General features: G+C 63.8%; 17 protein-coding genes. 8 read left to right on the top strand and 9 right to left on the bottom strand.

Features of this window, described 5'->3' with window-relative positions; genetic code table 11:
* Window positions 1-3 precede the first annotated feature (3 nt).
* On the top strand, window positions 4-636 hold the full coding sequence (locus tag AC07R0_RS14325) for a LysE family translocator (protein WP_495105312.1): 633 nt from the start codon (window positions 4-6) through the stop codon (window positions 634-636).
* 61 nt (window positions 637-697) lie between these two features.
* Here AC07R0_RS14325 and AC07R0_RS14320 read toward each other — a convergent pair whose 3' ends face one another.
* The 6 genes from AC07R0_RS14320 to AC07R0_RS14295 all read right to left on the bottom strand — a co-directional run bounded on the left by AC07R0_RS14320 (window position 698) and on the right by AC07R0_RS14295 (window position 9,409).
* Window positions 698-1,750, bottom strand: a complete 1,053-nt coding sequence (locus tag AC07R0_RS14320) for a S1C family serine protease (RefSeq protein WP_495105311.1) — start codon at window positions 1,748-1,750, stop codon at window positions 698-700.
* Window positions 1,751-1,851: 101 nt separating this feature from the next.
* Window positions 1,852-3,114 (bottom strand): hypothetical protein, encoded by a 1,263-nt coding sequence (locus AC07R0_RS14315; protein WP_495105310.1) that lies wholly within the window; start codon window positions 3,112-3,114, stop codon window positions 1,852-1,854.
* 12 nt (window positions 3,115-3,126) lie between these two features.
* A complete protein-coding gene (locus AC07R0_RS14310) occupies window positions 3,127-4,680 on the bottom strand; it encodes an MBOAT family O-acyltransferase (RefSeq protein ID WP_495105309.1) in 1,554 nt (517 codons plus the stop codon).
* 118 nt (window positions 4,681-4,798) lie between these two features.
* The gene (locus AC07R0_RS14305; protein WP_495074332.1) at window positions 4,799-5,671 is read right to left on the bottom strand and encodes a methylglyoxal synthase; all 873 of its coding nucleotides are present in this window, start codon (window positions 5,669-5,671) and stop codon (window positions 4,799-4,801) included.
* Window positions 5,672-5,698: 27 nt separating this feature from the next.
* Window positions 5,699-7,879 carry an ATP-dependent DNA helicase DinG gene (gene dinG / locus AC07R0_RS14300; RefSeq protein WP_495105308.1) on the bottom strand — a complete coding sequence of 727 codons (2,181 nt, stop codon included), beginning with the start codon at window positions 7,877-7,879 and terminating at the stop codon, window positions 5,699-5,701.
* A 135-nt stretch (window positions 7,880-8,014) separates the two neighbouring features.
* Complete coding sequence (locus AC07R0_RS14295; RefSeq protein ID WP_495105307.1) at window positions 8,015-9,409, bottom strand: 8-oxoguanine deaminase; 1,395 nt, start codon at window positions 9,407-9,409, stop codon at window positions 8,015-8,017.
* A gap of 348 nt (window positions 9,410-9,757) precedes the next feature.
* On the opposite strand from AC07R0_RS14295, the gene AC07R0_RS14290 reads away from it, so the two are divergent.
* Entirely contained in the window at window positions 9,758-11,227 is a 1,470-nt protein-coding gene (locus tag AC07R0_RS14290) for a hypothetical protein (RefSeq protein ID WP_495105306.1), read from the top strand.
* Window positions 11,228-11,301: 74 nt separating this feature from the next.
* Here AC07R0_RS14290 and AC07R0_RS14285 read toward each other — a convergent pair whose 3' ends face one another.
* Window positions 11,302-13,560, bottom strand: a complete 2,259-nt coding sequence (locus AC07R0_RS14285; protein WP_495105305.1) for a putative bifunctional diguanylate cyclase/phosphodiesterase — start codon at window positions 13,558-13,560, stop codon at window positions 11,302-11,304.
* 293 nt (window positions 13,561-13,853) lie between these two features.
* Between AC07R0_RS14285 and AC07R0_RS14280 the strand changes: the two genes are divergently transcribed.
* From AC07R0_RS14280 to AC07R0_RS14260, 5 genes are all read left to right on the top strand, one after another.
* Window positions 13,854-15,926, top strand: a complete 2,073-nt coding sequence (locus AC07R0_RS14280) for a PAS domain-containing hybrid sensor histidine kinase/response regulator (RefSeq protein ID WP_495074337.1) — start codon at window positions 13,854-13,856, stop codon at window positions 15,924-15,926.
* Window positions 15,923-16,186, top strand: a complete 264-nt coding sequence (locus AC07R0_RS14275) for a VF530 family protein (protein ID WP_495098156.1) — start codon at window positions 15,923-15,925, stop codon at window positions 16,184-16,186. The genes AC07R0_RS14280 and AC07R0_RS14275 overlap by 4 nt, the downstream gene beginning before the upstream one ends.
* Window positions 16,173-16,835 (top strand): RluA family pseudouridine synthase, encoded by a 663-nt coding sequence (locus AC07R0_RS14270; protein ID WP_495105304.1) that lies wholly within the window; start codon window positions 16,173-16,175, stop codon window positions 16,833-16,835. Before AC07R0_RS14275 ends, AC07R0_RS14270 begins: the two co-directional genes overlap by 14 nt.
* A gap of 257 nt (window positions 16,836-17,092) precedes the next feature.
* The gene (locus tag AC07R0_RS14265; protein ID WP_495105303.1) at window positions 17,093-17,806 is read left to right on the top strand and encodes a YebC/PmpR family DNA-binding transcriptional regulator; all 714 of its coding nucleotides are present in this window, start codon (window positions 17,093-17,095) and stop codon (window positions 17,804-17,806) included.
* Between the two features lie 74 nt (window positions 17,807-17,880).
* Window positions 17,881-18,633, top strand: coding sequence for an SDR family NAD(P)-dependent oxidoreductase (locus tag AC07R0_RS14260; RefSeq protein WP_495105302.1), 753 nt, complete (start codon window positions 17,881-17,883; stop codon window positions 18,631-18,633).
* A gap of 70 nt (window positions 18,634-18,703) precedes the next feature.
* Here AC07R0_RS14260 and ppk2 read toward each other — a convergent pair whose 3' ends face one another.
* Window positions 18,704-19,633, bottom strand: a complete 930-nt coding sequence (gene ppk2 / locus AC07R0_RS14255; RefSeq protein WP_495105301.1) for a polyphosphate kinase 2 — start codon at window positions 19,631-19,633, stop codon at window positions 18,704-18,706.
* Window positions 19,634-19,761: 128 nt separating this feature from the next.
* Here ppk2 and bktB point away from each other — a divergent pair, with 128 nt between their 5' ends.
* Window positions 19,762-20,946 (top strand): beta-ketothiolase BktB, encoded by a 1,185-nt coding sequence (gene bktB / locus AC07R0_RS14250; RefSeq protein WP_495105300.1) that lies wholly within the window; start codon window positions 19,762-19,764, stop codon window positions 20,944-20,946.
* A gap of 34 nt (window positions 20,947-20,980) precedes the next feature.
* Here the strand turns inward: bktB and AC07R0_RS14245 are convergent, their stop codons facing one another.
* Entirely contained in the window at window positions 20,981-23,869 is a 2,889-nt protein-coding gene (locus AC07R0_RS14245) for a sensor domain-containing protein (RefSeq protein ID WP_495105299.1), read from the bottom strand.
* Window positions 23,870-24,177 lie beyond the last annotated feature (308 nt).

Genomic DNA, 24,177 nt, shown 5'->3' with positions numbered 1-24,177 from the left:
ACCATGACTCTGTCCACCTATCTGCTCTACATTGCCGCCGTGGCGGTACTCGTGCTGTCTCCGGGCCCGACCATGTTGATGTGCATTACCCGTGCGCTGCAGCACGGCTGGGCGCGTGGCGTGGTGTCGGGTGTGGGCAGCATCACGGCGGCGCTGGGCATCATGCTGCTGTCGGCGATTGGCCTGGGTGCGGTGCTGGCAGCGTCTGAAGTGGCGTTTACCGTGCTCAAGGTCTGCGGCGCGGCCTATCTGGTCTATTTAGGCATCAAGACTTGGCGCAGCCCAGCGCTGGCATTCACGCCCGAACGGGCCGGCTCCGTCGCCCTGCCCAGCCTGCGCGCCTGCTACATGCAGGGCCTGATGGTGGGTGCCAGCAACCCCAAGGCGCTGCTGTTCTTTGCCGCCTTCTTCCCGCAGTTTCTGGACCCGGCAGCCGCCTGGGGTCCGCAAATGGCCATCCTGGCCAGCACCTTCATGGCCATGGAAATGTCGGTGCTGACCCTGTGCTCGCTGGGCACGGCACGGGTGGCGCCATTTTTGGCATCCAGCAGCCACATCCGCTGGGTCAACCGCGTCTGCGGCGGCCTGTTCGCTACCATGGGCGGCATTTTGCTGACCGTGCGCCGCCACGCTTGACGCTATACATTCGATAGCTATCAGCGCAGGTATTATCTGCGCTAGCAGCCTAAAACGCGCCTTAAATGCCTGCAGGCTTCTGCATGGTGTTCATGCGGTCCACGGCCTTGAGCACAATGGTCTTGATGTCGGCGCCCTGCAGCACCGTTAGCTCTATGGAGGCGTCGGGCTCGGCGTGGTCCCACAGCTTTTTATAGAACGACTCGAGGGTCGTCACCTTGACGCCGTCCACCGCCAGCACCAGGTCACCGGGCTGCAGGCCGGCCTGCTGGGCCGGACTTTCCTGGTTCACCCGCACGATCTGCACCCGGCCGGCTTGTTCGCTGGAGCTCAGCCCCACCCAAGGGCGGTGGCTTTGTTGGCTGCTGCCGGTCTTTTGCATCTCGCCCAGAATGGGTTTGAGCAGGTCCACCGGTACAAACATATTGCCGGGCACGCCGCGGCTGCTGCCAAATGCATCGCCCACAAACAGGCTGCCTATGCCCATGAGCTCACCCTTCTGGTTGAACACGGCCGCGCCTGAGTGGTTGCTGATGGGTGGGCTGGTGAAAAGGGCTGCATCAATGTGGTATTCCCAGTAGCCGGAAAATGGCCGCTTGCTCACCGCCTGGACCATGGTGATGTCGCCGCCGTCCCCGCTGGGCTGTGGGCCGGTCACGGCCATCAGCGGCTCGCCGTTGTGCAATTCACCCAAGCTGCCCAACGGCACGGGCTGCACACCGCGTAAAGGCACCAGCGGCCGTACCAGTCCGAAGCCGGTGGCCAAGTCGTAGGCCACGGCCTGTGCCGGCAAGGTTTTGTTGTCCTGGGTGGTAATCTGGATGGTCTGCGCTTCCAGCATCAAATAGCCGATGGTTAGCACCAGGCCGTCGTCGCCAATCACCACGCCGGAGCCGGCGCGCTGCTGCCCCAGGGTCTGGGCCGAACGCGCGTTCTCTGCCACGCTGACCTGCACACCTACCACGGCCGCATTCGCCTTGGTCAGCGCGGCCACGGCCGTCTGCATGGCCGCTGGCGGCTGCTCCACCGCCGCCCATACGGGGCTCCATAGCAGCAAAAGAACACCCAGAGCGCGCCGCGTCCGGGTTAAAAACAAGTGCGTACCGATGGACATGGCGGACTCCTTGTAAACAGCCAACGCCGGCTTACAAAGAATGCGCCTAAATCAATCTGGACACAACGTTAGGGGTATTCACACCCAGCCTGCTTGGTAGCTCAGCGGCTTGGCATGCGCTCCCTGGCTTGGCTGGCCAAAGCTTCCAGGGCCTGCACATCGGCTGCATGGCTGAGCCGGTAATCCCGCTCCTGTGCCTGCAGTGTGGCGATATGCGATTCCAGGTTCGCAGATTGCAATTGCACGCCCCATGCCGGGTCTGGCGCGCCATGCCCCAGCACACGGTCCAACACCAGCCCGCCCAGTGCGCTTTTGAAATGGCCGGCTTCCCAGTACCACTGCATTTGGGACTTGCGGTCGCCACGCGCAGGGATGTCTTCGTTCGCATAGCGGTTGAAGCCGCTGAAATCCCACAGTGGCACAGGCCGACCCGGCACGGAAGCCTGCTCCACCGTACGTACCAGCGCACGCTTCCAGTCATCGAACACCGGCCAATGCCCGCTGAGGCGCATGATCTCCAGCAAATGGGCATGGTAGGGGTAGACCACCAGGTGCAGCTCTATGCCGTTCTGCTGGCACAGCTGTATGACGCGGCGCAAGTCTTCCAGCGCATAGGAGGATCGTCCACCCGCATCCACAATGCTCTTGGGGCGGCGCAGATAGGCTTGCAGGTTGGCCACGTCTTTCTGCCGAAACACGTTCCAGTAGCCCTCGTCTGCCGAGATCTTCACGTAATCCTGCATGGGGTTGAAGCCCAGCGGCGTGAGATCGCTGGCATAGGCGTTGCGCTGGCTGGCCAGGGTCTGCACTGAGTCCAGCAAGGCGCCCATGGTCAGGGTCGATTCCGCGTAGTCGCGCAACTGCTGGCGCCAGCGGGTTGGGTTGACAGCGCCGTCATCCTGCGTCAGCCAGCGCCCGCCCGAACCGGCCCCTGCGGTGCTGGACGGCGGCATGCGCGGGTCCACCAGAAAGTCCATGAAATCAATGCCCCAGACCACTACCGTGGGGTGGCCACCGGGGCTGGCCAGCACATGCTGCAAGCTCTGCACGCTGGTGGAGGTGTCTGTACCGGGCAGCGCCAGATTGAACACCGGTTGTGCGGCCGCAGGCCAGGCCGGATGCTGCGGGTCAAAGCCGACTTCGGCCCGCGAATTGCCCAGTACCAACGCGCCTGGCTGCACACGCAGCACCTGGTAGGCCTTGGCCATGGCGCCGTGGGCACCAGCCGCAGGTTTGACGCGATTGAACCCGGCACGGTCCACGCCACGGATCAGGCCATATGGGTCCACCACCGCATTGAATACGGCAACCAGCAGCACCAGAACAACAGTTAAGCCCAGCCAACCCAAAAGATAACGCTTCATGGGTGCCTGGCCTTAAAACTGAAAGTACAAAAACTCGCTAGGCCGGGTCAGCAGCAGCAGGCCGCAGGCCAGCACCACGGCCATCAACATGCCCCAGCGGCGGTTGGGCGCCCACAGCCAGCGGGCCTGCACAGCGTCGCCGCCCTGGTCCAGCGCGGGCTTGAAGCGGCCCATGATCTGCTGGCTGTTGGGCGCAAAAAACACGATAGGCAGCAAGGCGATCACCCACACAAAAGTCATCACGAAATCACGCCCGCCACCCGGGGTAAAGGCCACGCCCTGCAGCGCCAGCCAGTTGCCCAGCCCGCCCAGACGCAGACCAATCGCGTCCGGCAGGCTGATGCCGTCGCGCCCCAGCATGGCGCCCAGCACGCGCAGCGCGCCATCCAGCGTACTGGCACGGAAGAACACCCAGCCCACCACCACCGCCAGAAAGGTCAGCAGCACGGCCAGCGTATGGCCTAGCACCGTACGGGGCCCGGCGTCCCAACCGCGCTGGCGGCAAACCGCCTGCCAGCCCTGGTGCAGCACCAGGTACAGGCCATGCAGGCCGCCCCAGATGACAAAGGTCCAGCCCGCGCCGTGCCACAGGCCACCCAGCAGCATGGTGGCCATCAGGTTCAGGTAACGCCAGGACACACCCTTGCGGTTGCCGCCCAGCGGGATGTAGAGGTAGTCGCGCAGAAAGCGCGACAACGTCATGTGCCAGCGCCGCCAGAAATCGGCAATATTGGCGGCCTTGTAGGGCGAATTGAAGTTCAGCGGCAGCCGCACGCCCAGCATGAAAGACAGGCCAATCGCCATGTCGCAGTAGCCCGAAAAGTCGAAATACAGCTGCAGGGTATAGGCCAGCACACCGCCCCAGCTCTGCAGCAGGCCCTGGGCCTCGCCCTGCTCCGCCGCCTTGAACAGCAGGCTGGCGTAAGGTGCCACGCCATCGGCCAGCACCACTTTTTTGAACAGGCCCAGCGCAAACATGGTCAAGCCGGCGGTGAAATTCTCTGAATGGAAACGGTAGGTGCTGGCCCGCGTGAACTGCGGCATCATTTCCTTGTGGTGCAGCACCGGCCCGGCGATCAGGTGCGGGAAATAAGTGACGAACAGGCTGTAATGGATGAAGTTGAATTCCTTGGCCTTGCCCTGTGCCGCATCCACCAGAAACGCGATCTGCGTAAAGGTGAAAAACGAGATACCCAGAGGCAACACGATGCCTGCCAGTGGGTAAGCCGTGCCCAGGGATGCATTCACGATGCCGATGCTGAAGTCCGCGTACTTGTAGTAGCCCAGCAGCGCCAGGTCGGCCCCCACGCCCAACGCCAGCAGCCATTTGCGGCGCCGCGAACCTATGTCATCGCCCTGGGCCAGGCGGTAGCCCACGGTGTAGTTGAAAAAAATCGACGCCAGCAGCAGACCCAGATAGGCCGGATTCCACCAGGCGTAGAAAAACAGCGAGCAGGCCGTCAGCCACACCGCACCGGCACGCACGCTGTAGCGGCCGATGCGAAAAAACACCAGCAACAAGACCGGCAGGAACAAAAACAGAAACTCCACCGAATTAAATAGCATGGGGCACCCAAAGCTTCATGGCAGTCACCGAACCACACGGCAGCGGCAACATCATAGCTAGCAATTTAGGAGCTAGCTACGCAGATTGCATCTGCGCGAGCGGCCATTTTCCTCAAACTCAGACCACGCGGGTCAGCGCCTGTGCCCAGTGCCAGGCCATGGATGGGGAGTTCATGCAGCTGGTGCGCTCGCCGGCGCTACACACGGCGCGCTCCATCAGCTGGATGTCGGCCTCGTGCTGGCGGGCCACGTGCGGGTCTTCGAAGAAGATGACCTTCTGGCAGGTGCCGTCCAGCACGCGCTCGGCGATCTGCGCGTCACCGCCCAGCGGGCCGCTGCGGTAGGGTGTGGCCCAGGCTTTGTCGCGGGGCCAGCCGCGGCTCCAGGCCAGAGCGTTCAGCAGGCCGCCGGTAGTGCCAGTGGCCACACGTTCCTGGTAGCGCGACAGCAGGTCGAAATGCGTGCCGGCAAACTCCACCATCTGGGTCTTCAGCGCATCGTGGGCAATCAGCGCCACCACCTGGGACGGCATGGCGTCCAGCAGGGCCTTGCCGGACGTTTGGGCTGGTGCCAGGCCGGCGTGCAGGCCCTCGATCTCCAGCCATTCCAGCGCCGCGGCTTCGGTGGCCAGAAAGGGCTTGCCGTGGGTCACGCACTGGCGCTTCAGGGCCAGGGCCTCAGGGTACATCGAGGAAGGGTCTACCGGGTCGATCAGGAAGATCACGCCATCCAGCGCATGCGCGGGGTTCACGCCACCCACGATGTGCGAGACCAGGCGCGTCAGCCCGCCTTCAAAACCATTCGGGTAGCGCACCAGGCCGGGGAAGCTGTCCAGCAGGCCGTAGCGTTCCACCGCGTCATAGGTGCCGCCGACGGCATGCAGGCCCAGGTTGAGTCCGCGTACCGAGGGTTCGGCGGCGCGCAGCCAGCGCAGCAAGCCACTGTCGGAGCCCTGGCGGTGCAGGCGGTGGGCAATGAGTCCGAAACGCATGGTTGTCTCCTCTGGTATTTTTGTAATTTACGCCAATGTTTTACCTTGCGCGTCCAGGCGCTTGCGGGCAAACGGCGGCAGGCCTTGCAGCAAGCGCTGGCCGTACGAGGTGTCGGACAGGCGCCGGTCGTAGCAGTAGACGAAGGACTTGTCCGTTTCGGTGCGGATGGCGCGGCCTGCCCACTGGGCCAACTTGATGGCCGTGGCCGGCACCACCAGCTCAGAAAACGGGTCGCGGCCCACGCCGCGCAGCCATTCGGCCCGGGCTTCGCCCACCGGGTCGTCGGGCGGAGCGAAGGGCAGCTTGGCGATGAACACGGTTTCGCACAGCTGCCCCGGCAAGTCCAGGCCTTCGCCAAAGCTTTGCATGCCAAAGATGATGGACACCAGGCCGGCCTGCACGCGTTCACGGTGCTGCTGCATCAGGCGCATGCGCGGCAGGTCACCCTGCACCAGCACCAGGCTGCGCAGTGCCTCGGGCAAGGCCAGCACGGCCCGGCGCATCTGGTCGCGTGAGGTAAACAGGCATAGCGCGCCATGCTGCACATCGGCCAGGTCGCGCACCAGGGCCAGCACCATCTCGGAGGTGAATGCGCTGGCATTGCGCGGGTCGGCCAGGGTCTGCACGGTGACAAACTGGCCCTGGCTGGCGTAGTCAAAGGGGCTGGCTACCTCCAGCGTGGTGGTGGCGTCGTCTTCTTTCAAACCGGTTTCGCGCAGGAAGAAATCAAACTCGCCGCAACTGGTCAGCGTGGCCGATGTCACCACCGCCGCCCGCACACCGGCCCACAGTTGGCCGCGCAGGGCCGAGCCGGGCAAGATGGGGCTGGCGTAGGCCTTGATCTGCACCCGGCCGTCGTTATTCGCCAGGGTGAACCATTTGGCCACCGGAGCGCGGGTCGGGCCCGATGGGTTGGCTGGAACCTCCTGCAACAGCAGCTGTGCCGTGGCGTGTACCGACTCCAGCCGGGGTGACAGCGTGCCCAGCTGCGCATACAGCACCGACAGGCGACGCGCCTCGTTGGGGTTGTCCTTCATCTCGGCGCGCAAGGCCTTGGCGATGGCGTTCAGCACGTCCAGAAAGCTCTCGGCCAGCACGCTGACCATGCCCAGCGGCTCAACCAACATCAGCGGCAGCTCGCCCTTGGGTAGGCGCACGCGCGGCGGGCCGTAGGCGCCGGCCGGCTCGTTCAGCACCGGGGCATACAGCTCGGCCACGCTGCGGGCGATCTCCTCCAGCGTCTGCTTGAGCTGGGATGCATAGCGGCCGACTTCGGCCACCTCGGACACGGCCATCAGCGAGCCTATGCGCTTGGAGCGGCTGGCCAGGGTGTCTATCCAGCCCAGCCGGCTCAGGTCCATGGAGCACGAGAATTTGTCCAGCGCCACGGCGGGCAGGTGGTGGCCCTCGTCCAGCACCAGCAGGCAGTTGTCCAGCTCGGGCAAGGTGCGCGTGCCCAGGGTGGACAGCAGCAGGTCGTGGTTGGCCACGATCACCTGGGCGCCGACCAGCTCCTTGCGTTTTTCAAAATACGTGCAGCCGTTGAACACCGGGCAGTGCTTGCCGGTGCAGCTGCTGGCTTCGGCGGCAATGGGTTGCCAGATGTCGGCATCGGGCTGCTGGGCCAGGTTGTCGCGGTCACCATCCCAGGTGGCGCTGGCCAGATCGCGTGCCAGGCCGGCGTACTGCAGCATGCGGGCCTCTTCGTCGTGGCGCACCAGGGGGGCACCGGCGGCGGCCAACTCGTCGGCGAAAAAATCATCTTCGTCCAGCGCACCGCCCTCGCCGGCCAGGCGCGCCAGCTTGAGCTTGCACACATAACGGCCCCGCCCCTTGGCCAGGCCAAAGCGAAAAGGCTCGGGCATCAGGGCCGCCAGTGCAGGCAGATCCTTGCTGACCAACTGCTCCTGCAGGGCCACGGTGGCGGTGGAGATCAGCACCCGGGTCTTGCGGGACAGCGCCAGGGCAATGGCCGGCACGCAGTAAGCCAGGGATTTGCCCACGCCGGTACCGGCCTGTATCACCGCTATGGAGCGCTGGGGTATGGCGTCTTCATCCTCCAGCTTGCCCAGCGTAGCCTCGGCAAAGGTCTGGGCCACGCGCTCGGCCATCAGCCGCTGGCCGGGTCGGCTGCGAAAGCCGCCCGCTGCGCCCACCACCTGGTCAAAAGCGTCAAGAGCGGACTGGGCGAGGTTTTCGGGCGACATGGGTGGACAAATGCAGGGCTGTATGGGCTTACAGTTTAACGGAGCGGCTGCACCGGCCCAGGTTTATATGAAAAAAATGGTTCTGGCGCAGGATTTACCTACGCTAGCAGCTATCAAAATTGAAGCAATGAAAAATCAGGCCTGGGCCAGCTGCAGGGCCAGGCGGTTGTGCCGCTCCACCAGCGGCCCCAGGTCCACGGTGGTGAGCTGGCCCTGGCGCACCACGACGCGGCCATTAACCACGGTGTAGGCGGCCTGCGGGCTGGCGCACAGCAGCAGGCTGCCCAGCGGGTCGTGCACTGCACCGCCGGCAAAGCCCAGGGTGCGCAGGTCGAACAGGGCCAGGTCGGCGCACATGCCGGGCGCCAGATGGCCGATGTCTTGCCGACCCAGCACCTGGGCGCCGCCCCGCGTGGCCATGGCCAGCGCGTCGCGGGCCGTCATTTCGGCTGGCCCACTATCACAACCGAAAGCTTCCAGCGACTTGCCCACGCGGGCCAGCAGCAAGGCCTGGCGCGCTTCGGCCACCATGTGGGCGCCGTCGTTGCTGGCGCTGCCATCCACGCCCAGGCCGACGGGCACGCCGGCGTCCAGCATCTTGCGGATGGGCGCAATACCGCTGGCCAGGCGCATATTGCTGCAGGGGCAATGGGCCACGCCGGTGCGTGTGGCGGCGTACAGGCTGATGCCCTCGGCATCCAGCTTCACGCAGTGGGCGTGCCACACGTCGTCGCCCAGCCAGCCCAGCTCTTGCGCGTACTGGGCGGGCGTGCAGTTGAACTTTTCGCGGCTGTAGGCGATGTCGTGGTCGTTCTCGGCCAGGTGGGTGTGCATGCGCACACCCAGGCTGCGCGCGAGACGGGCCGACTCACGCATCAGGTCACGGCTGACGCTGAACGGCGAGCACGGGGCCACCGCCACCTGCAGCATGGAGCCATGGCTGGCGTCGTGGTACTGCTGCACCAGGCGCTGCGTATCTTGCAGGATGGCGTTTTCATTCTCGACCACGCTGTCGGGCGGCAGGCCGCCCTGGGACGCGCCCACGCTCATGCTGCCCCGGGCGGCAGTGAAGCGCATGCCGATTTCGCGGGCCGCGTGGATGCTGTCGTCCAGGCGCACGCCGTTGGGGTAGATGTAGAGATGGTCGCTGCTGGTGGTGCAGCCGCTGAGCAGCAACTCGGCCATGGCGATCTGGGTGGACACATGGACCATCTCGGGCGTCAGCCCGGCCCAGAGAGGGTACAGCCCGCGCAGCCAGCCAAACAGCTCGGCGTTTTGCACCTGGGGGATGGCCCGGGTCAGGCTCTGGTACATGTGGTGGTGGGTGTTGACCAGGCCGGGCAGCACCAGGTGGCCGCTGGCGTCTATCACCTCATCGGCACTGTCCGCCAGGCCGGGTGGCATGTCGGCCATGGGCCCTAGCAATTCAATATAACCGCCGCGAATGAACACATAGGCATTGCGCCATTCCTGGCCCTGGGCGTCCATGGTGGCAAGACACTCGGCGTTGCGTATCAAGAGAGTTTGCATAGGCCGAAGAGGATAAATGAGCGCGCAGAAAAAAACCCGCCAGAGGCGGGTTTTTTCCAAAGTCTACCCAAGAATTACTTGGCAACCGACTTCTTAGCTGGTTTCTTGCTGTGCTTCTTCTTTGCCATGGTCTTCTTTCGGAGTGAAAAAATAAAAACGTCTGTCATTCAATTCACATTTACCTGCAGACACCTCTAGAACGCAGCGCTGTACGGGCGGTTGACAAGTCTTAGAAAAAAACCTGCGCCTCCCTAACGCCCTCTATTGGGTGCGAATTCTAAGGCTACGGCCCGTGGCTTTTGTGACGAAGCCCGTGTAAATGCCGGCCATGTACCATCGCCCTCCTCTATGCACGCCCTTCTGACGCCCCGATCCGCACTGCCGCCCTACCAAAACCGTGACTTTTTGCGCTTTCTGGTCTGCGCTCCGTTCTTCTGGATGCTGCTGTTCCTGATGGCCGAGGCCGCGCTGGCGGCCAGCACCACGTGGCTAATCATCGAAGCCGGGCGCGACGTGGTGGACAAGGTGTTTCTAGTGTCCGACTTCGTGTGGATCGTAGGCGTGCAATCTGCGTCCTATGTGCTGGGCGCCAGCAGCTGGATTTTTGCCGAGCGCGCCGGCTTTGGCGCCTTTGGCCGCTACATGCTGCGCTTCGCCCGCGACAACCGGGGCCAGGCCAGCCTGCTGGGCGACAAGGACCAGCGTGAAGAGGTGGAGCCGTTTCTAACCAACGAGGCCTTCCACATCTTCTTCGAGCTGGTCTATGAACTGGAAGCCGACCTGAAGCTGCTGTTCGGCCTGCTGTTCAACGCTGCCGTGCTGGGTGTGGCCATAGACGGCGGGCTGCCCCTGGTCTACGCGGCGGTGTTTGCCACCTTGCTGCTAATGCAATGGCTGCTGCGCAAACCGGTGGCCGCAGCCTATCTGGCGCACCAACGCAGCACCAACCGCATGACGGCGCACACCTACAGCGCCTGGGACAACATCTTCAGCGGCAACCGCTACAACTTTCGCCTATGGCACACAGGCTTCAAGACCCGGCTGCGCGATGCGCTGGCGGCACAGATCCGCGCCATCCTGGCGCGCGAAGGCCTGGCCACCATCAATGGCATCGTCTCGCTGGCCGCGCTGTTCGCCTATCTGGCCTGGGTGGCGGGAGACAACGCCGGCAATACCAGCCTGCTGGTGGCCCTGGCGGCCACCCTGCCACGGCAGATTGCCCTGTCCAGCGATATGCACGACCTGGCCTCGGGCTGGAACGACCTGGCCGCCGTGTGGACGCGCATAGGCGGCGCCTGCAACGCCATGCGCCCAGCGCCCGACGCGGCCTTCACGCAGCGCATTGCGTATGAAGAGTTGAAACTGCAATGGGCAGCGGGCGGCCCCACCCTGCCCTGTACCGCGCTGGACGGGGTGCTGCAGGCCGTGCATGCCCAACCCGCCGGGCGACTGATGGTGCGCGGCGGCAATGGCTCGGGCAAGTCCACTCTGCTGGCGGCACTGAAGGTAGCGCTGGGCCAGCAGGCTTTTTACTGGCCTACGCACGACAAGCTGGCATTTGCATTTGCCCAGGGAAATGAAGCAGACGATGCCGAAGAAGATGGCGATGGTGAGGATGCCCCCAGCAACAGCGGCTTTTCATCCGGCGAACGCCAGCTGCGCGCACTCCAGGAGATCACCGACAAAACCAGCAGCCCGGTCTATCTGCTGGACGAGTGGGACGCCAACCTGGATGCGCGCAACCGCGCAGCCGCCGAAAACCTGGTGCAGACCCTGGCCGCGCGCGCCGTGGTGGTAGAGATTTCGCACCGCGCCTGATACGGCTGGCGCTACAGTTTAAATAGCTGCCTGCGCAGGAACTACCTGCGCTAGCGGCATATTTCTTATAAACATCAGACTTCTACCGCAACAGGTGCGTAGCCCAGCCACTGGCTGGCTTCGTCCGGCGTCAGCGGCTGGGCGAACAAAAAGCCCTGCAGCTCATGGCAGCCCGCGGCGCGCGCCACCACGGCCTGGGCCTCGGTTTCAATGCCTTCGGCCACCACGTTCAAGTCCAGCGCCACGGCCAGTTGGCAAACGGCGCGCACCACGGCCGTGGCATCGGGTGCCGGCAGGGGCTCGATCAGGCCACGGTCTATCTTGACCGACTGCACGGGCAGGCTGCGCAGCATGTTCAGCGACGAGAAGCCGGTGCCGAAGTCGTCTAGGCCCACGCCAACACCCAAGGCACGCAAGCGCAAGATCTGATCGCGCACCTCGGCCTGGTTGGACACCGCTGCACTCTCGGTCAGCTCCAGCAGCAAGGCCTTGGCCGGCAGGTCGTAGCGCTGCAGCAGGCCTTCCACCAGCGCCGGAAAGCCACCGCCCAGCATCTGCAGCGGCGAGACATTGATGGCCACCGGCACCACATCGTCAAAACGGGTACGCCAGTCCGCCACCTGTTCGCAGGCCTGCATCAGCAGCAACTGGCCCAGGTCGTCTATCAACCCAGTGCGCTCGGCCACGGCAATGAACTCCATGGGACTGACCCAGCCGCGCATGGGGCTGTCCCAGCGGGCCAGGGCCTCGAAGCTGGTCAGGCTGCCGGTATGCGCGTCCACCTTGGGTTGGTAGAAGAGCTTGAACTCGCGCCGCTCGATGGCCGTCCGCAAGGCCTGCTCCTGCTCCAGCACGTCGCTGGAGCCCTGCTCGAAGCGCGCCTCCGCCAGCGCCACCGAGGTGCCCGGTGTGCGCTTGGCCACATGCATGGCGGTATTGGCGGCACGCAGCATGGATTCGGCGTCCTGCGCGTGCTCCGGGAAGAGTGCGATGCCCATGGACACGTCGATGAAGAAATCATGCTGCGACAGCAACAACGGGCGTTGCAGCAAAGCCTGCACCTGGCGCGCCAAGGCCTGTGGGCGATCCAGGTCGTCGTCGCAGGACACCACGAAGGCGAACTCGTCTGCACCCAGACGCATCAGGCCGCAGCCTTCGCCCATCTCGTGCAACAGCATGGCCACCAGGGCCTGCAACACCTCGTCACCCACCGTCAGGCCGTGGGCTTCGTTGAACAGCTTGAAGCGGTCTATGCCCAGCAGCACCAGGCCAAAAGAAGGGCTTGTGGGCCCCCCTTGCGGCTGGTTGCCACAGCGCTCACGCAGCGCCTGCAGCAAGGCGCGCCGGTTCGGCAGGCCGGTCAGGTCGTCATACATGGCTTGCAGCTGCAAGGCCTGCGTGACCTCACGGCGCCGGGTCTGGTCCGTCACCAGAAACTGGATGGCCTTCACATCGTCCCAGCGCGTGCGCCAGGCCGAAAAGCGCAGCCACACGGCCGAGCCGTCCTGCCGGTACCGCAGGCCTTCCCATTGCACATGGTCGGCGCGGCCGGAATTCAACTGGCGCAGATGGCCGTGCACCTGTTCCACCTCGTCCGACGGAATGCCTTGCAGCAGCGATGCGGGGGCCACCTTGGCCAGGTCGGTAAAACCGTAGATGGCCATCAAGGCTGGGTTGGCAAACAGTACATGCGGGCCGGCACACACCATGATGCCCTGGTGCGAACGCTCCACCAGGCGCTGGAAGCGGTTGTGCAGACGGCGCGACTCCAGGATGGAGCGCTCCAGCGCCACATACATCAGCACCAGACCCAGGGCCAAGCGCAGCACCGAGGCCAGATTTGTCTGCAGCACGGCCATGCCGTCCTGCGCCAGCAGCGCCTGGCCCACACCGAGCACACCCAGCAGCAGCATCAACGGGCCGACGGCTCGTTCGGTGCTGCCACTGCGGTGCAGGCCGTGGCTCACCATCAGGCCGGCCCACACCAGAAATGCCGGAACCAGCCACGCCAGGGCTAGCTGCTGCTGGAATCCCAGCACCGCCAGGTCCGCCAATAGAAATAAGGAAAGGAATCTCTGCCACTCGCGGCGGCTGAGCTTCCAGTCAACAAAGCGGGTACTGCCGCGCAGCATCAGCAGGATGCTGGCCGTCTGGCTGATGACCACCAGCGCCAGGCCGGCACCGGCCCATGCAGGCTGGGCCCTTTGTCCAAAGATGTAACCCCAGGGTACGAGGAACTGGGCCAGCTGCGCGGCCCCCATGTCACGCGCGAACAGCTGGTTACGACGACCCAGCCATACCCATAGCAGAGCCAGGCCCATCGTCAGGTTCACAACTGCATTCACCAGAAGCGAATAAAGAACAACGTCACTGGTGTAGGGCAGCATGAATCGTATACAAAATAACCTTGGAAAATAGATTGCCCGCTATCGTAACCGGATGTGCTCTATAAACCGCATCGATTTGCAATAACCTGAAATAGCGGAATCCGCAAAGCCACTTCAGCTTCTTTGTTACATTTCACGCTGGGAAGTCGTCAAAATGTGGGACAGAAATCCCCTGCAGACCCGCCCGCTACCACCGCCCTGCGCCCACCCCGGCCGGGGTGTACATTGCCCCTAACGCCATGCCGCAAGACCGCTCGCCTGAGGACCACCCACTGCCGCAAGTTGTGCGCGACCTGCGCGCCTACCAGGCAGAACTGGAAAGCCAGAACAAGGTGCTGCGCTTCAGCCAGGCTGCGGCCGAAGCCGCGTCCGAGCGTTTTGAAACCCTTTTCTCCGGCGTGCCCCTGGCCCTGATGGTGGTGGACGACCACGATATGGTGGTGCAAAGCAATGCCATGGCGCAGCGCCTGTTCCAACCCACCGAGCGCGACCGGCCGCTGCACTTTTTGATGCCCTTCGTCAGCCCCGGCTGTACCGAGCAGGTACGCCAGGCCTTCCGCGAAGCGCGGGTGGACGGCCACTGTGAAGCCACGGAGGTGGTGTTCAACATCGGCCCCACGGGCACCATGTCGGGTGACCTGCACATTGCCCGCCTGGAAAGCGCCCAGGAATCCCTGGTGCACTACATCTGCGCGGTGGTGGACCAGGGCCCGCTGCTGGCCGAGCGCCGCGCCCTGCAACTCAGCGCCACCGCCCTGCGCCAACGCAACGGGCAGTTGCGCATGAGCGAAAGCCGGCTGGAGGCGGTGATCAACTCCGCGCTGGACGCCATCATCTGCATCGACAAAGACCAGCGCATCACCGTCTTCAACCCCACGGCGGCGGCCCTGTTCCAGTGCCCGTCCGAGCAGGCGCTGGGCAGTGCGCTGGCGCGCTTCTTCCCGGACGCCGAGCACGCCCTGGCCCTGAACCAGATCTCCACCCAGGCCTTTCTGGGTGAAATGCAGGCCCTGACGGCCAGCGGCCGCACCTTGTCGGTCGAGGTCAGCGTGTCGTTCGAGCGCCACCCCACCGGCGAAACCACCACCGTCTTCGCCCGCGACCTGACCAGCCGCAAGCGCGCCGAAGCCCAGCGCGGCGTACTCGAAGCCCAGCTGCGCGAATCACAAAAAATGCAGGCCGTGGGCACCATGGCCGGCGGCATCGCGCATGATTTCAACAACATCCTCAGTGCCATTCTCGGCAATGTGGAGTTGGCCAAGGAAGACGCCGGCCCGAATTCGCCGGCCCAGGTCAGCCTGCACGAGATAGAAAAAGCCGGTCGCCGCGCGCGTGACCTGGTGCGCCAGATCCTTACCTTCAGCCGCAACGAGGCGCCCCGGCGCAGCCCCGTGTCGCTGGCCGAGGTGGTGGTGGAAACCGAACGCCTGCTGCGCGTGACCCTGCCGCCCGCGGTAGAGCTGCACATGCATATCAACCCCGACACGCCGGTGGTGCTGGCCGACCCGGTGCAGGTGCAGCAGGCCGTGCTGAACCTGTGTACCAATGCCATCCAGGCCTCGGTGGAACCGCGTGGCGTGGTCAGCATCGAGCTGTCCGGCGTGGTACCCGATGCGCGGCTGTGCACCCGTCTCGGCCTGGCACCCGGTCCCCACGCCATGCTGGCCGTGCTGGACAGCGGCAAAGGCATGGACGACGTGACCTTGCGGCGTATTTTTGAACCCTTCTTCACCACCAAAGAGGTGGGCCAGGGCACGGGCCTGGGCCTGGCCGTGGTGCACGGTGTGATGCGCAGCCATGCGGGCGCTGTCGATGTGCAAAGCGCGCCCGGCCTGGGCAGCCGCTTCACCCTGTACTTCCCGGCCTCGGAAACTGTCACCGCTCCGCCGCCGGCCGCCCCGGCCACACCCGCCGCGCCCAGCGCCGGCGTGCAGGGCAAGCACGTGATGTATGTGGACGACGACCACGCCCTGGTGTTCCTGGTGGAGCGCCTGCTGCGCCGGCGCGGCCTGCGCGTGAATGGCTTCTCCGACCCCAACAAGGCCGCGGCGGAGCTGCGCGCCAATGCCGCCGAATACGACCTGCTGGTCACCGACTTCAACATGCCCGGCTACTGCGGCGTGGACCTGGTGCGCGAAGCCCAGCGCATACGCCCGGACCTGCCGGTGGCGCTGGCATCCGGCTACATCACCGCCGAAATCGAGCAAAGCGCCATCGCCGAGGGCGTAAAGGCACTGATCCACAAGCCGAACGACGTGGAAGAGCTGTGTGCTACCGTGCAGCGCCTGATTCTGGACAACGCCTCTTCATGACTGCCGACTTCACCCCCACCCCGCCCCAAAGCCAGGCCCGCAACCCGCTGCACGGCGTCACGCTGGAATCCATACTCACCCAGCTGGTGGCCGCCTACGGTTGGGACGAACTGGGCCGGCAGATCAATATCCGCTGCTTCACCAGCGACCCCAGCGTCAACTCCAGCCTGAAGTTCCTGCGCAAGACGCCCTGGGCGCGCGAAAAGGTCGAAAGCCTGTTCCTCTTCATGCAGCGTGAACAACGCCGTGGACGGCTCTAACCTCCCTGGCCCCGGCCTGGACACGGTCTACGCCGACCCGTATCTCCTCGTATTCAGCAAACCCAGCGGCCTGCTGTCCGTGCCCGGCCGGGGCGAGGACAAGCAGGACTGCCTGAGCGCCCGCGCGCAGCAGCTGTACCCGGATGCGCTCATAGTTCACCGCCTGGACATGTCCACCTCCGGCCTGCTGCTGATGGCGCGCGGGCCGGAGATGCAACGCCTATTGAACGCCGCCTTCGCCGGCCGCACGGTGGACAAACGCTATACCGCCGTGGTGGCTGGTCAGCTGCCCGCGCCGGCCAGTGCCGACGGCTGGGGCCAAATCGACCTGGCAATCCGCGTGGACTGGCCGAACCGGCCGCTGCGCATGATTGACCCCGCAGAAGGCAAACCCAGCTGCACGCGCTGGCAGCCCCTATCCACCACGGAGCACAGCACACGGCTACTGCTGGAGCCCGTCACCGGCCGTTCACACCAGCTGCGCGTGCACCTGGCGGCCATCGGCCATCCGATACTGGGCGACGCGCTATACGCCCCGCCCGCCGTACAAGCCCAGGCCCCGCGCCTGCTGTTACATGCCTGCAGGTTGGCGCTGCAGCACCCAGCCACAGGCGAGGCACTGCTGTTCGAGAATGCCGCGCCGTTCTAGCGGTCTCGCCCGTCGCAGTCGTACCCCTGGCCTGGGCCAAGGCACGATCTACTACACTATTGATAGCTGGCAGCGCAGGTACTAGCTGCGCCGAAGCCGTATTTTTCATGCAAGTGGAGGCAGGCTCCCCTCCGGGAACGGATGGGTGTATAACCAAGCCCCTCCGGTCATGTACCCGGCCTTTGGCGCCGCGCGCATGCCAGCACACACCCGAATCTCCGCGCACAACAGCGCAGCAACAGCAAGGACAAATAAACATGGGCGCACAGTGGAAAGCAAAAGGCAAGGAACTGGCGGCAAATGCCCGCGGCCGTGCCTTCGGAAAACTGTCTAAAGACATCATGGTCGCCGCACGCAGCGGAGCCGACCCGGCAGCCAATGCCCGCCTGCGCCTGCTGGTGGAACAGGCCCGCAAGGTCTCCATGCCCAAGGACACCCTAGACCGTGCGATCAAGAAAGGCGCCGGCCTGACCGGTGAGGCCGTCAACTTCGAACACGTGATCTACGAAGGCTTCGCACCGCACCGCGTGCCGCTGATGGTTGAATGCCTGACGGACAACGTGAACCGCACCGCCCCCGAAATGCGCGTGCTGTTCCGCAAGGGCCAGCTGGGCACCTCCGGCTCCGTCGCCTGGGACTTCGACCACGTGGGCATGATCGAAGCCGAGCCCGCCAATAAGGACGCAGATGCCGAGCTGGCCGCCATCGAAGCCGGTGCGCAAGACTTCGAGCCCGGCGAGGACGAAGGCAACACCCTGTTTCTGACCGACCCGGCCGACCTGGACCTGGTGAGCCGCGCCCTACCCGCCCAGGGCTTTACCGTGCTGTCGGCCAAGCTGGGCTACAAGGCCAAGAACCCGATCGACCCGGCCAGCCTGAGCGCCGAGCAGTTGGAGGAAGTCGAGGCCTTCCTGGCCGCGATTGACGCCAACGACGATGTGCAAAACATCTTCGCCGGCCTGGGCGGTTGACCCGATTCACAACAGGTTCACTACAGTATCCATAGCTGCTACCGCAGCAGCCACCTGCGCTGGAGCCCTATTTTATGCCTGAGACATCTGCCCAACATCTCACCATACTGACGGGCGCCTCGCGCGGCATGGGCCTGGCCATGGCGCAGCAGCTGGCACAGGCCGGCCACCATCTGGTGTGCATTGCACGCAAGGCCAACCCGGCCCTCGCCTCACATGCCGCGGTGGCGCAGTGGCAGCACGACCTGAGCGACACTGCACCCGTGGCGGCGCGCCTGGGGCAATGGCTGCAGCAGCACGACGGCACGCAGTGGGCATCGGTCACGCTGATCAACAACGCCGGCACGCTAGCCCAGCTCACACCCCTGCAAGACGCAGAGTCGGCAGACCTGGCGCAAGCACTGCGCGTGGGATTGGAAGCTCCGATGCTGCTGACCGCCGCGTTCTTGGGCGCAACGCGCGGCTGGCCAGGCAGGCGCCGGGTGCTGAACATCTCATCCGGACTGGGCCAGCGCGCCATGGCCTCGTCGGCAGCCTACTGCGCGGCCAAGGCCGGGCTGGACCATTTCACGCGCTGTGTGGTGCTGGAAGAAGCCCGCCTGCCGAATGGCGCCAAGCTGTGCTCGCTGGCGCCGGGCGTCATTGATACCGATATGCAAGCCCAGCTGCGCGGCGCAGATGCCCGCAGCTTTGCCGACCAGACGTCTTTTGAACGCCTGTATAGCCAGGGCCAGCTGACCTCGCCGCAGGAGGCGGCTGCCCGCGTGCTGGCATATCTGGAGCGGCCCGACTTTGGCAGCCAGCCGGTAGCTGACGTACGGGCCTGATTGCTATTTATTTAATAGCAGTCTGCGCAGCATATATATGCGCCAACGGCCTGAAACACCCCTAAGGTGTTCAATAGATTTCTGGAACGACGATCTCGTTCGGCACGGGCTGGCGGATGTAGTCGTCATGCCGCTCGCGCTCGGGCAACTGGATCGCCGGGTGTGGTACATCCTGGTAAGGCATTTGCTGAAGCAGGTGGTGGATGCAGTTCAGGCGGGCTTTCTTCTTGTCCACGGCCTGCACTACCCACCAGGGCGCCTCGGGGATGTGGGTGCGGTCCAGCATCACTTCCTTGGCCTTGGTGTATTCCTCCCAGCGGCGGCGCGACTCCAGGTCCATGGGGCTGAGCTTCCACTGCTTCAGCGGGTCGTGAATGCGGCCCAGGAAGCGCAGATGCTGCTCTTGGTCGGAAATCGAGAACCAGTACTTCACCAGCTGGATGCCGCTGCGCACCAGCATGCGCTCAAACTCGGGTACGGTGCGGAAGAACTCCTCGTACTGGTCGTCGGTGCAAAAGCCCATGACCCGCTCCACCCCCGCGCGGTTGTACCAGCTGCGGTCGAACAGCACGATCTCGCCGGCCGCCGGCAGGTGCGATACATAGCGCTGGAAGTACCACTGCGTGCGTTCGCGGTCGTTCGGTGCGGGCAGCGCGGCCACGCGGCAGACGCGCGGGTTCAAGCGCTGGGTAATGCGCTTGATGACACCACCCTTGCCAGCCGCGTCGCGGCCCTCGAACAAAATCACCACCTTGTGGCCGGTGGCCACCACCCAGTCCTGCAGCTTGACCAGCTCGGCCTGCAAACGGAACAGCTCGCGAAAATACTGGCGGCGCGCTTCCTTCTGGCTGGGGCTGTCCTCTTCGACCGGCATGCCGTCCAGACCGACCAGCTGGCGGTCTTCGATCTCCATCTCCAGCTCTTCGTCATAGCTGTCGAGCAGGTCGCGGTGCACGCGTTGCATCATTTCATCGGTATAGGCGTTCAAGGCGTTATCCATGGATCTAGGCTAGGTATAGCCCAAGACCTTAGCTTTGATCCATGTCAACTATGTGACAAAACCGTGTAAGCCTGGTGCCGGGCAACAGGCACCATACTCCGCTTTCCATTTCCAAAAAGGAGACTCCCATGCCCCGTGAAGTTGTTGTAGTCAGCGGTGTGCGCACCGCCATTGGTACCTTTGGCGGCAGCCTGAAAGACCAGGCGCCCAGCGCCTTGGGCGGCCAGGTGCTGCGTGAAGCGCTGCTGCGCGCCGGCGTGGACGGTGCCGATGTAGGCCACGTGGTGTTCGGCCATGTGGTCAACACCGAGCCCAAGGACATGTATTTGTCGCGCGTGGCGGCCATCCAGGGCGGCTGCAGCCAGGAAACGCCGGCCTTTAACGTGAACCGCCTGTGCGGCTCCGGCCTGCAGGCCATCGTGTCGGCGGCCCAGTCGATTTTGCTCGGCGATACCGACATCGCCATCGGCGGCGGTGCCGAGAGCATGAGCCGCGCGCCCTACGCCTCGCTTAACACCCGCTGGGGAGCACGCATGGGCGACACGCAAATGGTGGACATGATGGTCGGCGCGCTGCACGACCCATTTCAGAACATCCACATGGGCGTGACCGCCGAGAACATCGCCAAGAAATGGGGCATCAGCCGCGAGACGCAGGATGCGCTGGCGGTAGAAAGCCATAACCGCGCCGAACGCGCCACGCAGGCCGGCTACTTCAAAGAGCAGATCCTGCCCATCGTCCTGAAAAGCAAGAAAGGCGATGTGGCTTTTGCCGACGATGAACATTTCCGCCCCAACTGCACCCTGGCCGACATGGCCAAGCTCAAGCCTGTCTTCATCAAGGAGAACGGCACCGTCACCGCAGGCAATGCCTCCGGTCTGAACGACGCGGCTGCCGCCGTGCTGCTGATGGAAAAGTCCCAGGCCGAAGCGCGTGGCCTGAAGCCGCTGGCTCGCCTGGTGGCCTATGCGCACGCCGGTGTCGACCCGCAGTACATGGGCATAGGCCCGGTGCCGGCGAGCCAGAAGGCGCTGAAACTGGCCGGGCTGACGGTGCAGGACCTGGACGTGATCGAGGCCAACGAAGCCTTTGCCGCCCAGGCCTGCGCCGTAACCCAGGACCTGGGGCTGGACCCGGCCAAGGTGAACCCCAACGGTTCAGGCATCTCGCTAGGCCACCCGATAGGCGCCACAGGGGCGGTGATCACCGTCAAGGCCTTGTACGAGCTGCAACGCATCCAGGGCCGTTATGCACTAGTGACCATGTGCATCGGCGGCGGCCAGGGGATTGCGGCGATTTTCGAGCGCATGTAAACCCGGACGGCATGCAACACCGGAGACCGATCCACTACTTGGAAGTCAGCGTGAATGCCATGCCGTCGGGGGCAAGACATACCTCCGATAAAGCCAGGAGCTGCTCGCGAGGCACGGCTTTGCTGAAAAGAAAGCCTTGTACCAGCTGACAGCCCTCGGCTGCCAAAAAGTCGGCCTGCTCCCGCGTTTCCACACCTTCGGCCACCACTTGTTGGTTCAAGGAGCGGGCGATGGACAAGATGGCCCGCACCAGTTCGGTTCGAAAATCGGTGGTCACAGAATGGATGAATGAACGGTCGATCTTGAGCGTGTCGATGGGAAAGCGGGCCAGATAGGCCAGGGCCGAATAGCCGGTACCAAAGTCGTCAATGGCTATCGTCACCCCCATGCCGCGCAGCGCCTGCAAGGTACTGAGCACGGGGCCATCTTCGTCGAGCAGCAGGCTTTCCGTGATTTCCAGCTCCAACCACTGGGGCCGGCAACCGGTCTCCAACAGAATGCCCGCCACCTGCTCCACCAGACCCGGTGTCTGGATCTGGCGGGCCGATAGGTTGACCGCCACCTTGCGCGGCACGACTGCCTGGGAATTCCACACAACGGCGGTGCAGCAGGATTCGCGCAACACCCAGGCGCCCAGTTCATTGATCAAACCAGAGTCTTCCGCCACCGGGATGAACAGGCTGGGCGAAACCATGCCCAGGCGAGGATGTGTCCAGCGCAGCAGCGCCTCGCATCCCACGACTGCACACGACTCCAGCAGCACCTTGGGCTGGTAGTGCAGCGCCAACTCACCGCGCTCAAACGCGTGGCGCAGATCGGATTCGAGCGTCAGCCGCTCCTGGGCCCGGGTCGTCAAATCCTTGGAGTAGAACCGGAAGCTGTTGCGCCCGCTGTGTTTGGCAGAGTACATCGCGGAGTCCGCGTATTTGAGCAGCTCTTGCGCCACCGCACTGTCTGACGGATAGACCGAAATGCCCATGCTGCAGGACACAAATATCTCCCGCCCCTCTAACCAAAAGCTTTGGTTGAAGGCTGCCCGCACCTTGCCCGCCACGCGCGTGAGATCTGGCCCCGCATGCATTTTTGGCAGCAGAATGCCGAACTCATCACCGCCCAGCCTGGCGATAGTGTCATAGCTGCGCACACTGGCACGCAGGCGCATGGCCACCTCTTTGAGCAAGGCGTCTCCCGCGGCATGGCCCATGCTGTCATTGATCTGCTTGAAGCGATCCAGGTCCACCACCATCACCCCGGCCTGGTAGCGGTGGTAGGCTGCATCGTTCAGCATTTGGGCCAGACGGTCGTTGAACAAAACCCGGTTTGGCATGCCCGTCAGCGGATCGTAAAACGCCATCTGGTGGATCTGGTCCTGGTAGGCTTTGAGCTCGGTAATGTCGCGCCCCACCATCAAGATGCTGGCCACCCGGCCATCGACACCCACCTCGGGCGTCAGGCTCACCAGGCTACAAATGCTACGGCCCTGGGCGTCGGACCAGTGCAGCTCAAACTCAAGCGACTCTTTGCTGTCCACCACGCACACCAGGCGCTGCGTCAAAGCCTGTCCTGCCGATGCGCCCCATAGCGCCGCTGGCGAACACCCCAGCGCACCCGTATTGAGTCGATCCAAGGCCCGGAGCAACACCGGGTTGGCATAACGGCAGCAGCACTGCAGGTCAAAACGGGCAATAACATCTGGCGAATGCTCCACCAGGGTGCGGTATTCGCGCTCACGGTTGGTCAACTCCTGTTGTAACTCCAGCCGCTGCGTCACATCACGTGAAACGGTAATGAAGCGTGGGCCCGAGTCCCCCACGCTACGCATCTGTGACACCGACAATTCAAAATGGCGCAAGCCCAGCGGAGTCATGACCGAGATGACGTGGCCCAAAGAAACGCCCGACTGCTCTGCCTCAATGTAGGCAAGCTCGGCGATGGCAACGCTTTCGGGCGAAAGCACATCCCCCAATGTTCGCCCCAGCAAGCTCTCCCGGTTTGCCGCCAGGAGCTCGGGGCTGCGCGTCCAAACGTTCAGGTAACAGCCATTTCGGTCTGTTTCAAACAGCAGGTCCGGTATGGCATCAATGACGCCCTGCGTGAAGGCCAGCGCCTTCTGGAGCTCGCTCTCCGTATGCTTGCGATCCGTGATGTCTCTGGAATAGCCAACTGTGCCCACCACCTTGCCATGTTCATGCAACGGTGACTTCCAGACCTCCATCCAGCGCCGTTGGCCATGCTCGTCGACGTAGATCTCCTCCACGTAATGGGCCTGCCCGGACGCCATGACGGCTTTGTCATCGGAAATATAGATCTCCGCCAAGTCCTGCGGAAAGAAATCAAACTCAGTACGACCTTCCAGCTCCGCCGTAGAACCCACGCGCGCCACCCTGGCATACGCTGTGTTGGCTGCCAGCAGACGGCTTTGCGTGTCCTTGAGCCAGACAAAAAATGGAAACTCGTCCAGCAGGGTTCGCCAATACTGCTGGCGTTGCAGCAGAGCCGCTTGCAGTTGCTTGGATTCCGACATGTCATGAACGATGGACACGGCAAACAAGTGCTCGCCCATCCGCAAAGTCACACCATGCACCCGCACCGGAATCAGGTTGCCGCTTTGCGTCTTGTGTACGGTTTCAATGACGAAGGCCTGTCCCTGCGGCTTCTGCAATATTTCCAGGCATTGCTCCCATGAAATATTCGGATCGATGTCTGGCGGCCCCATGGTCAGTAAGGTTTTGCGGTCGTATCCAAGGACCCGTACGGCGGCATCGTTTGCATAAACGAAGCGCCTTTCCTCGCCCACGATGAACACACCATCCTGGTACAAGTCGAGCCCCTTGCCCAATAGCACCCAGGCCAGACCCGCGTCATCGCTAAGCGTACTCAAGTCGCTTTGTGCCAAAACCACCGAGTCTTCGACTCTTGTCATGTGCCCCTTGCCTGCATACGTCTCCACCAAGGAAATAGGAGTGAAACAAAGCTCTGCCCACGAGGGCCTTTCACCTGCGATGGGCTAGGGCTGCCCCAAATGCATTAGCAAGTATCGCACCGCGCGGCATACGTGTATCAAATTGAAAGCAAGCCGTGTGCAGAGAGCTTGCATGGCCTGCACCGCATGGTCTGATTTTGGTAGGGACTGGCCCAGCAACGCGCTCTCATCACCTTACATGATCCAGTGGGCAAAAATCCAGTCACCAGCCAGACAAGAAAGGAAAAAAAGGGGAGCACCAGGCGTGC

The sequence above is a fragment of the Rhodoferax sp. GW821-FHT07F03 genome (genome assembly GCF_059418745.1).
The sequence above is the reverse complement of the archived record's forward strand: the minus strand, read 5'-3'. Positions and strand labels throughout refer to the sequence as shown.

Coding starts and splice junctions, on each gene's coding strand:
- AC07R0_RS14325 (WP_495105312.1), top strand. CDS start 4: ATGACTCTGTCCACCTATCTGCTCTACATTGCCGCCGTGGCGGTACTC.
- AC07R0_RS14320 (WP_495105311.1), bottom strand. CDS start 1,750: ATGTCCATCGGTACGCACTTGTTTTTAACCCGGACGCGGCGCGCTCTG.
- AC07R0_RS14315 (WP_495105310.1), bottom strand. CDS start 3,114: ATGAAGCGTTATCTTTTGGGTTGGCTGGGCTTAACTGTTGTTCTGGTG.
- AC07R0_RS14310 (WP_495105309.1), bottom strand. CDS start 4,680: ATGCTATTTAATTCGGTGGAGTTTCTGTTTTTGTTCCTGCCGGTCTTG.
- AC07R0_RS14305 (WP_495074332.1), bottom strand. CDS start 5,671: ATGCGTTTCGGACTCATTGCCCACCGCCTGCACCGCCAGGGCTCCGAC.
- dinG (WP_495105308.1), bottom strand. CDS start 7,879: ATGTCGCCCGAAAACCTCGCCCAGTCCGCTCTTGACGCTTTTGACCAG.
- AC07R0_RS14295 (WP_495105307.1), bottom strand. CDS start 9,409: ATGCAAACTCTCTTGATACGCAACGCCGAGTGTCTTGCCACCATGGAC.
- AC07R0_RS14290 (WP_495105306.1), top strand. CDS start 9,758: ATGCACGCCCTTCTGACGCCCCGATCCGCACTGCCGCCCTACCAAAAC.
- AC07R0_RS14280 (WP_495074337.1), top strand. CDS start 13,854: ATGCCGCAAGACCGCTCGCCTGAGGACCACCCACTGCCGCAAGTTGTG.
- AC07R0_RS14275 (WP_495098156.1), top strand. CDS start 15,923: ATGACTGCCGACTTCACCCCCACCCCGCCCCAAAGCCAGGCCCGCAAC.
- AC07R0_RS14265 (WP_495105303.1), top strand. CDS start 17,093: ATGGGCGCACAGTGGAAAGCAAAAGGCAAGGAACTGGCGGCAAATGCC.
- AC07R0_RS14260 (WP_495105302.1), top strand. CDS start 17,881: ATGCCTGAGACATCTGCCCAACATCTCACCATACTGACGGGCGCCTCG.
- ppk2 (WP_495105301.1), bottom strand. CDS start 19,633: ATGGATAACGCCTTGAACGCCTATACCGATGAAATGATGCAACGCGTG.
- bktB (WP_495105300.1), top strand. CDS start 19,762: ATGCCCCGTGAAGTTGTTGTAGTCAGCGGTGTGCGCACCGCCATTGGT.
- AC07R0_RS14245 (WP_495105299.1), bottom strand. CDS start 23,869: ATGACAAGAGTCGAAGACTCGGTGGTTTTGGCACAAAGCGACTTGAGT.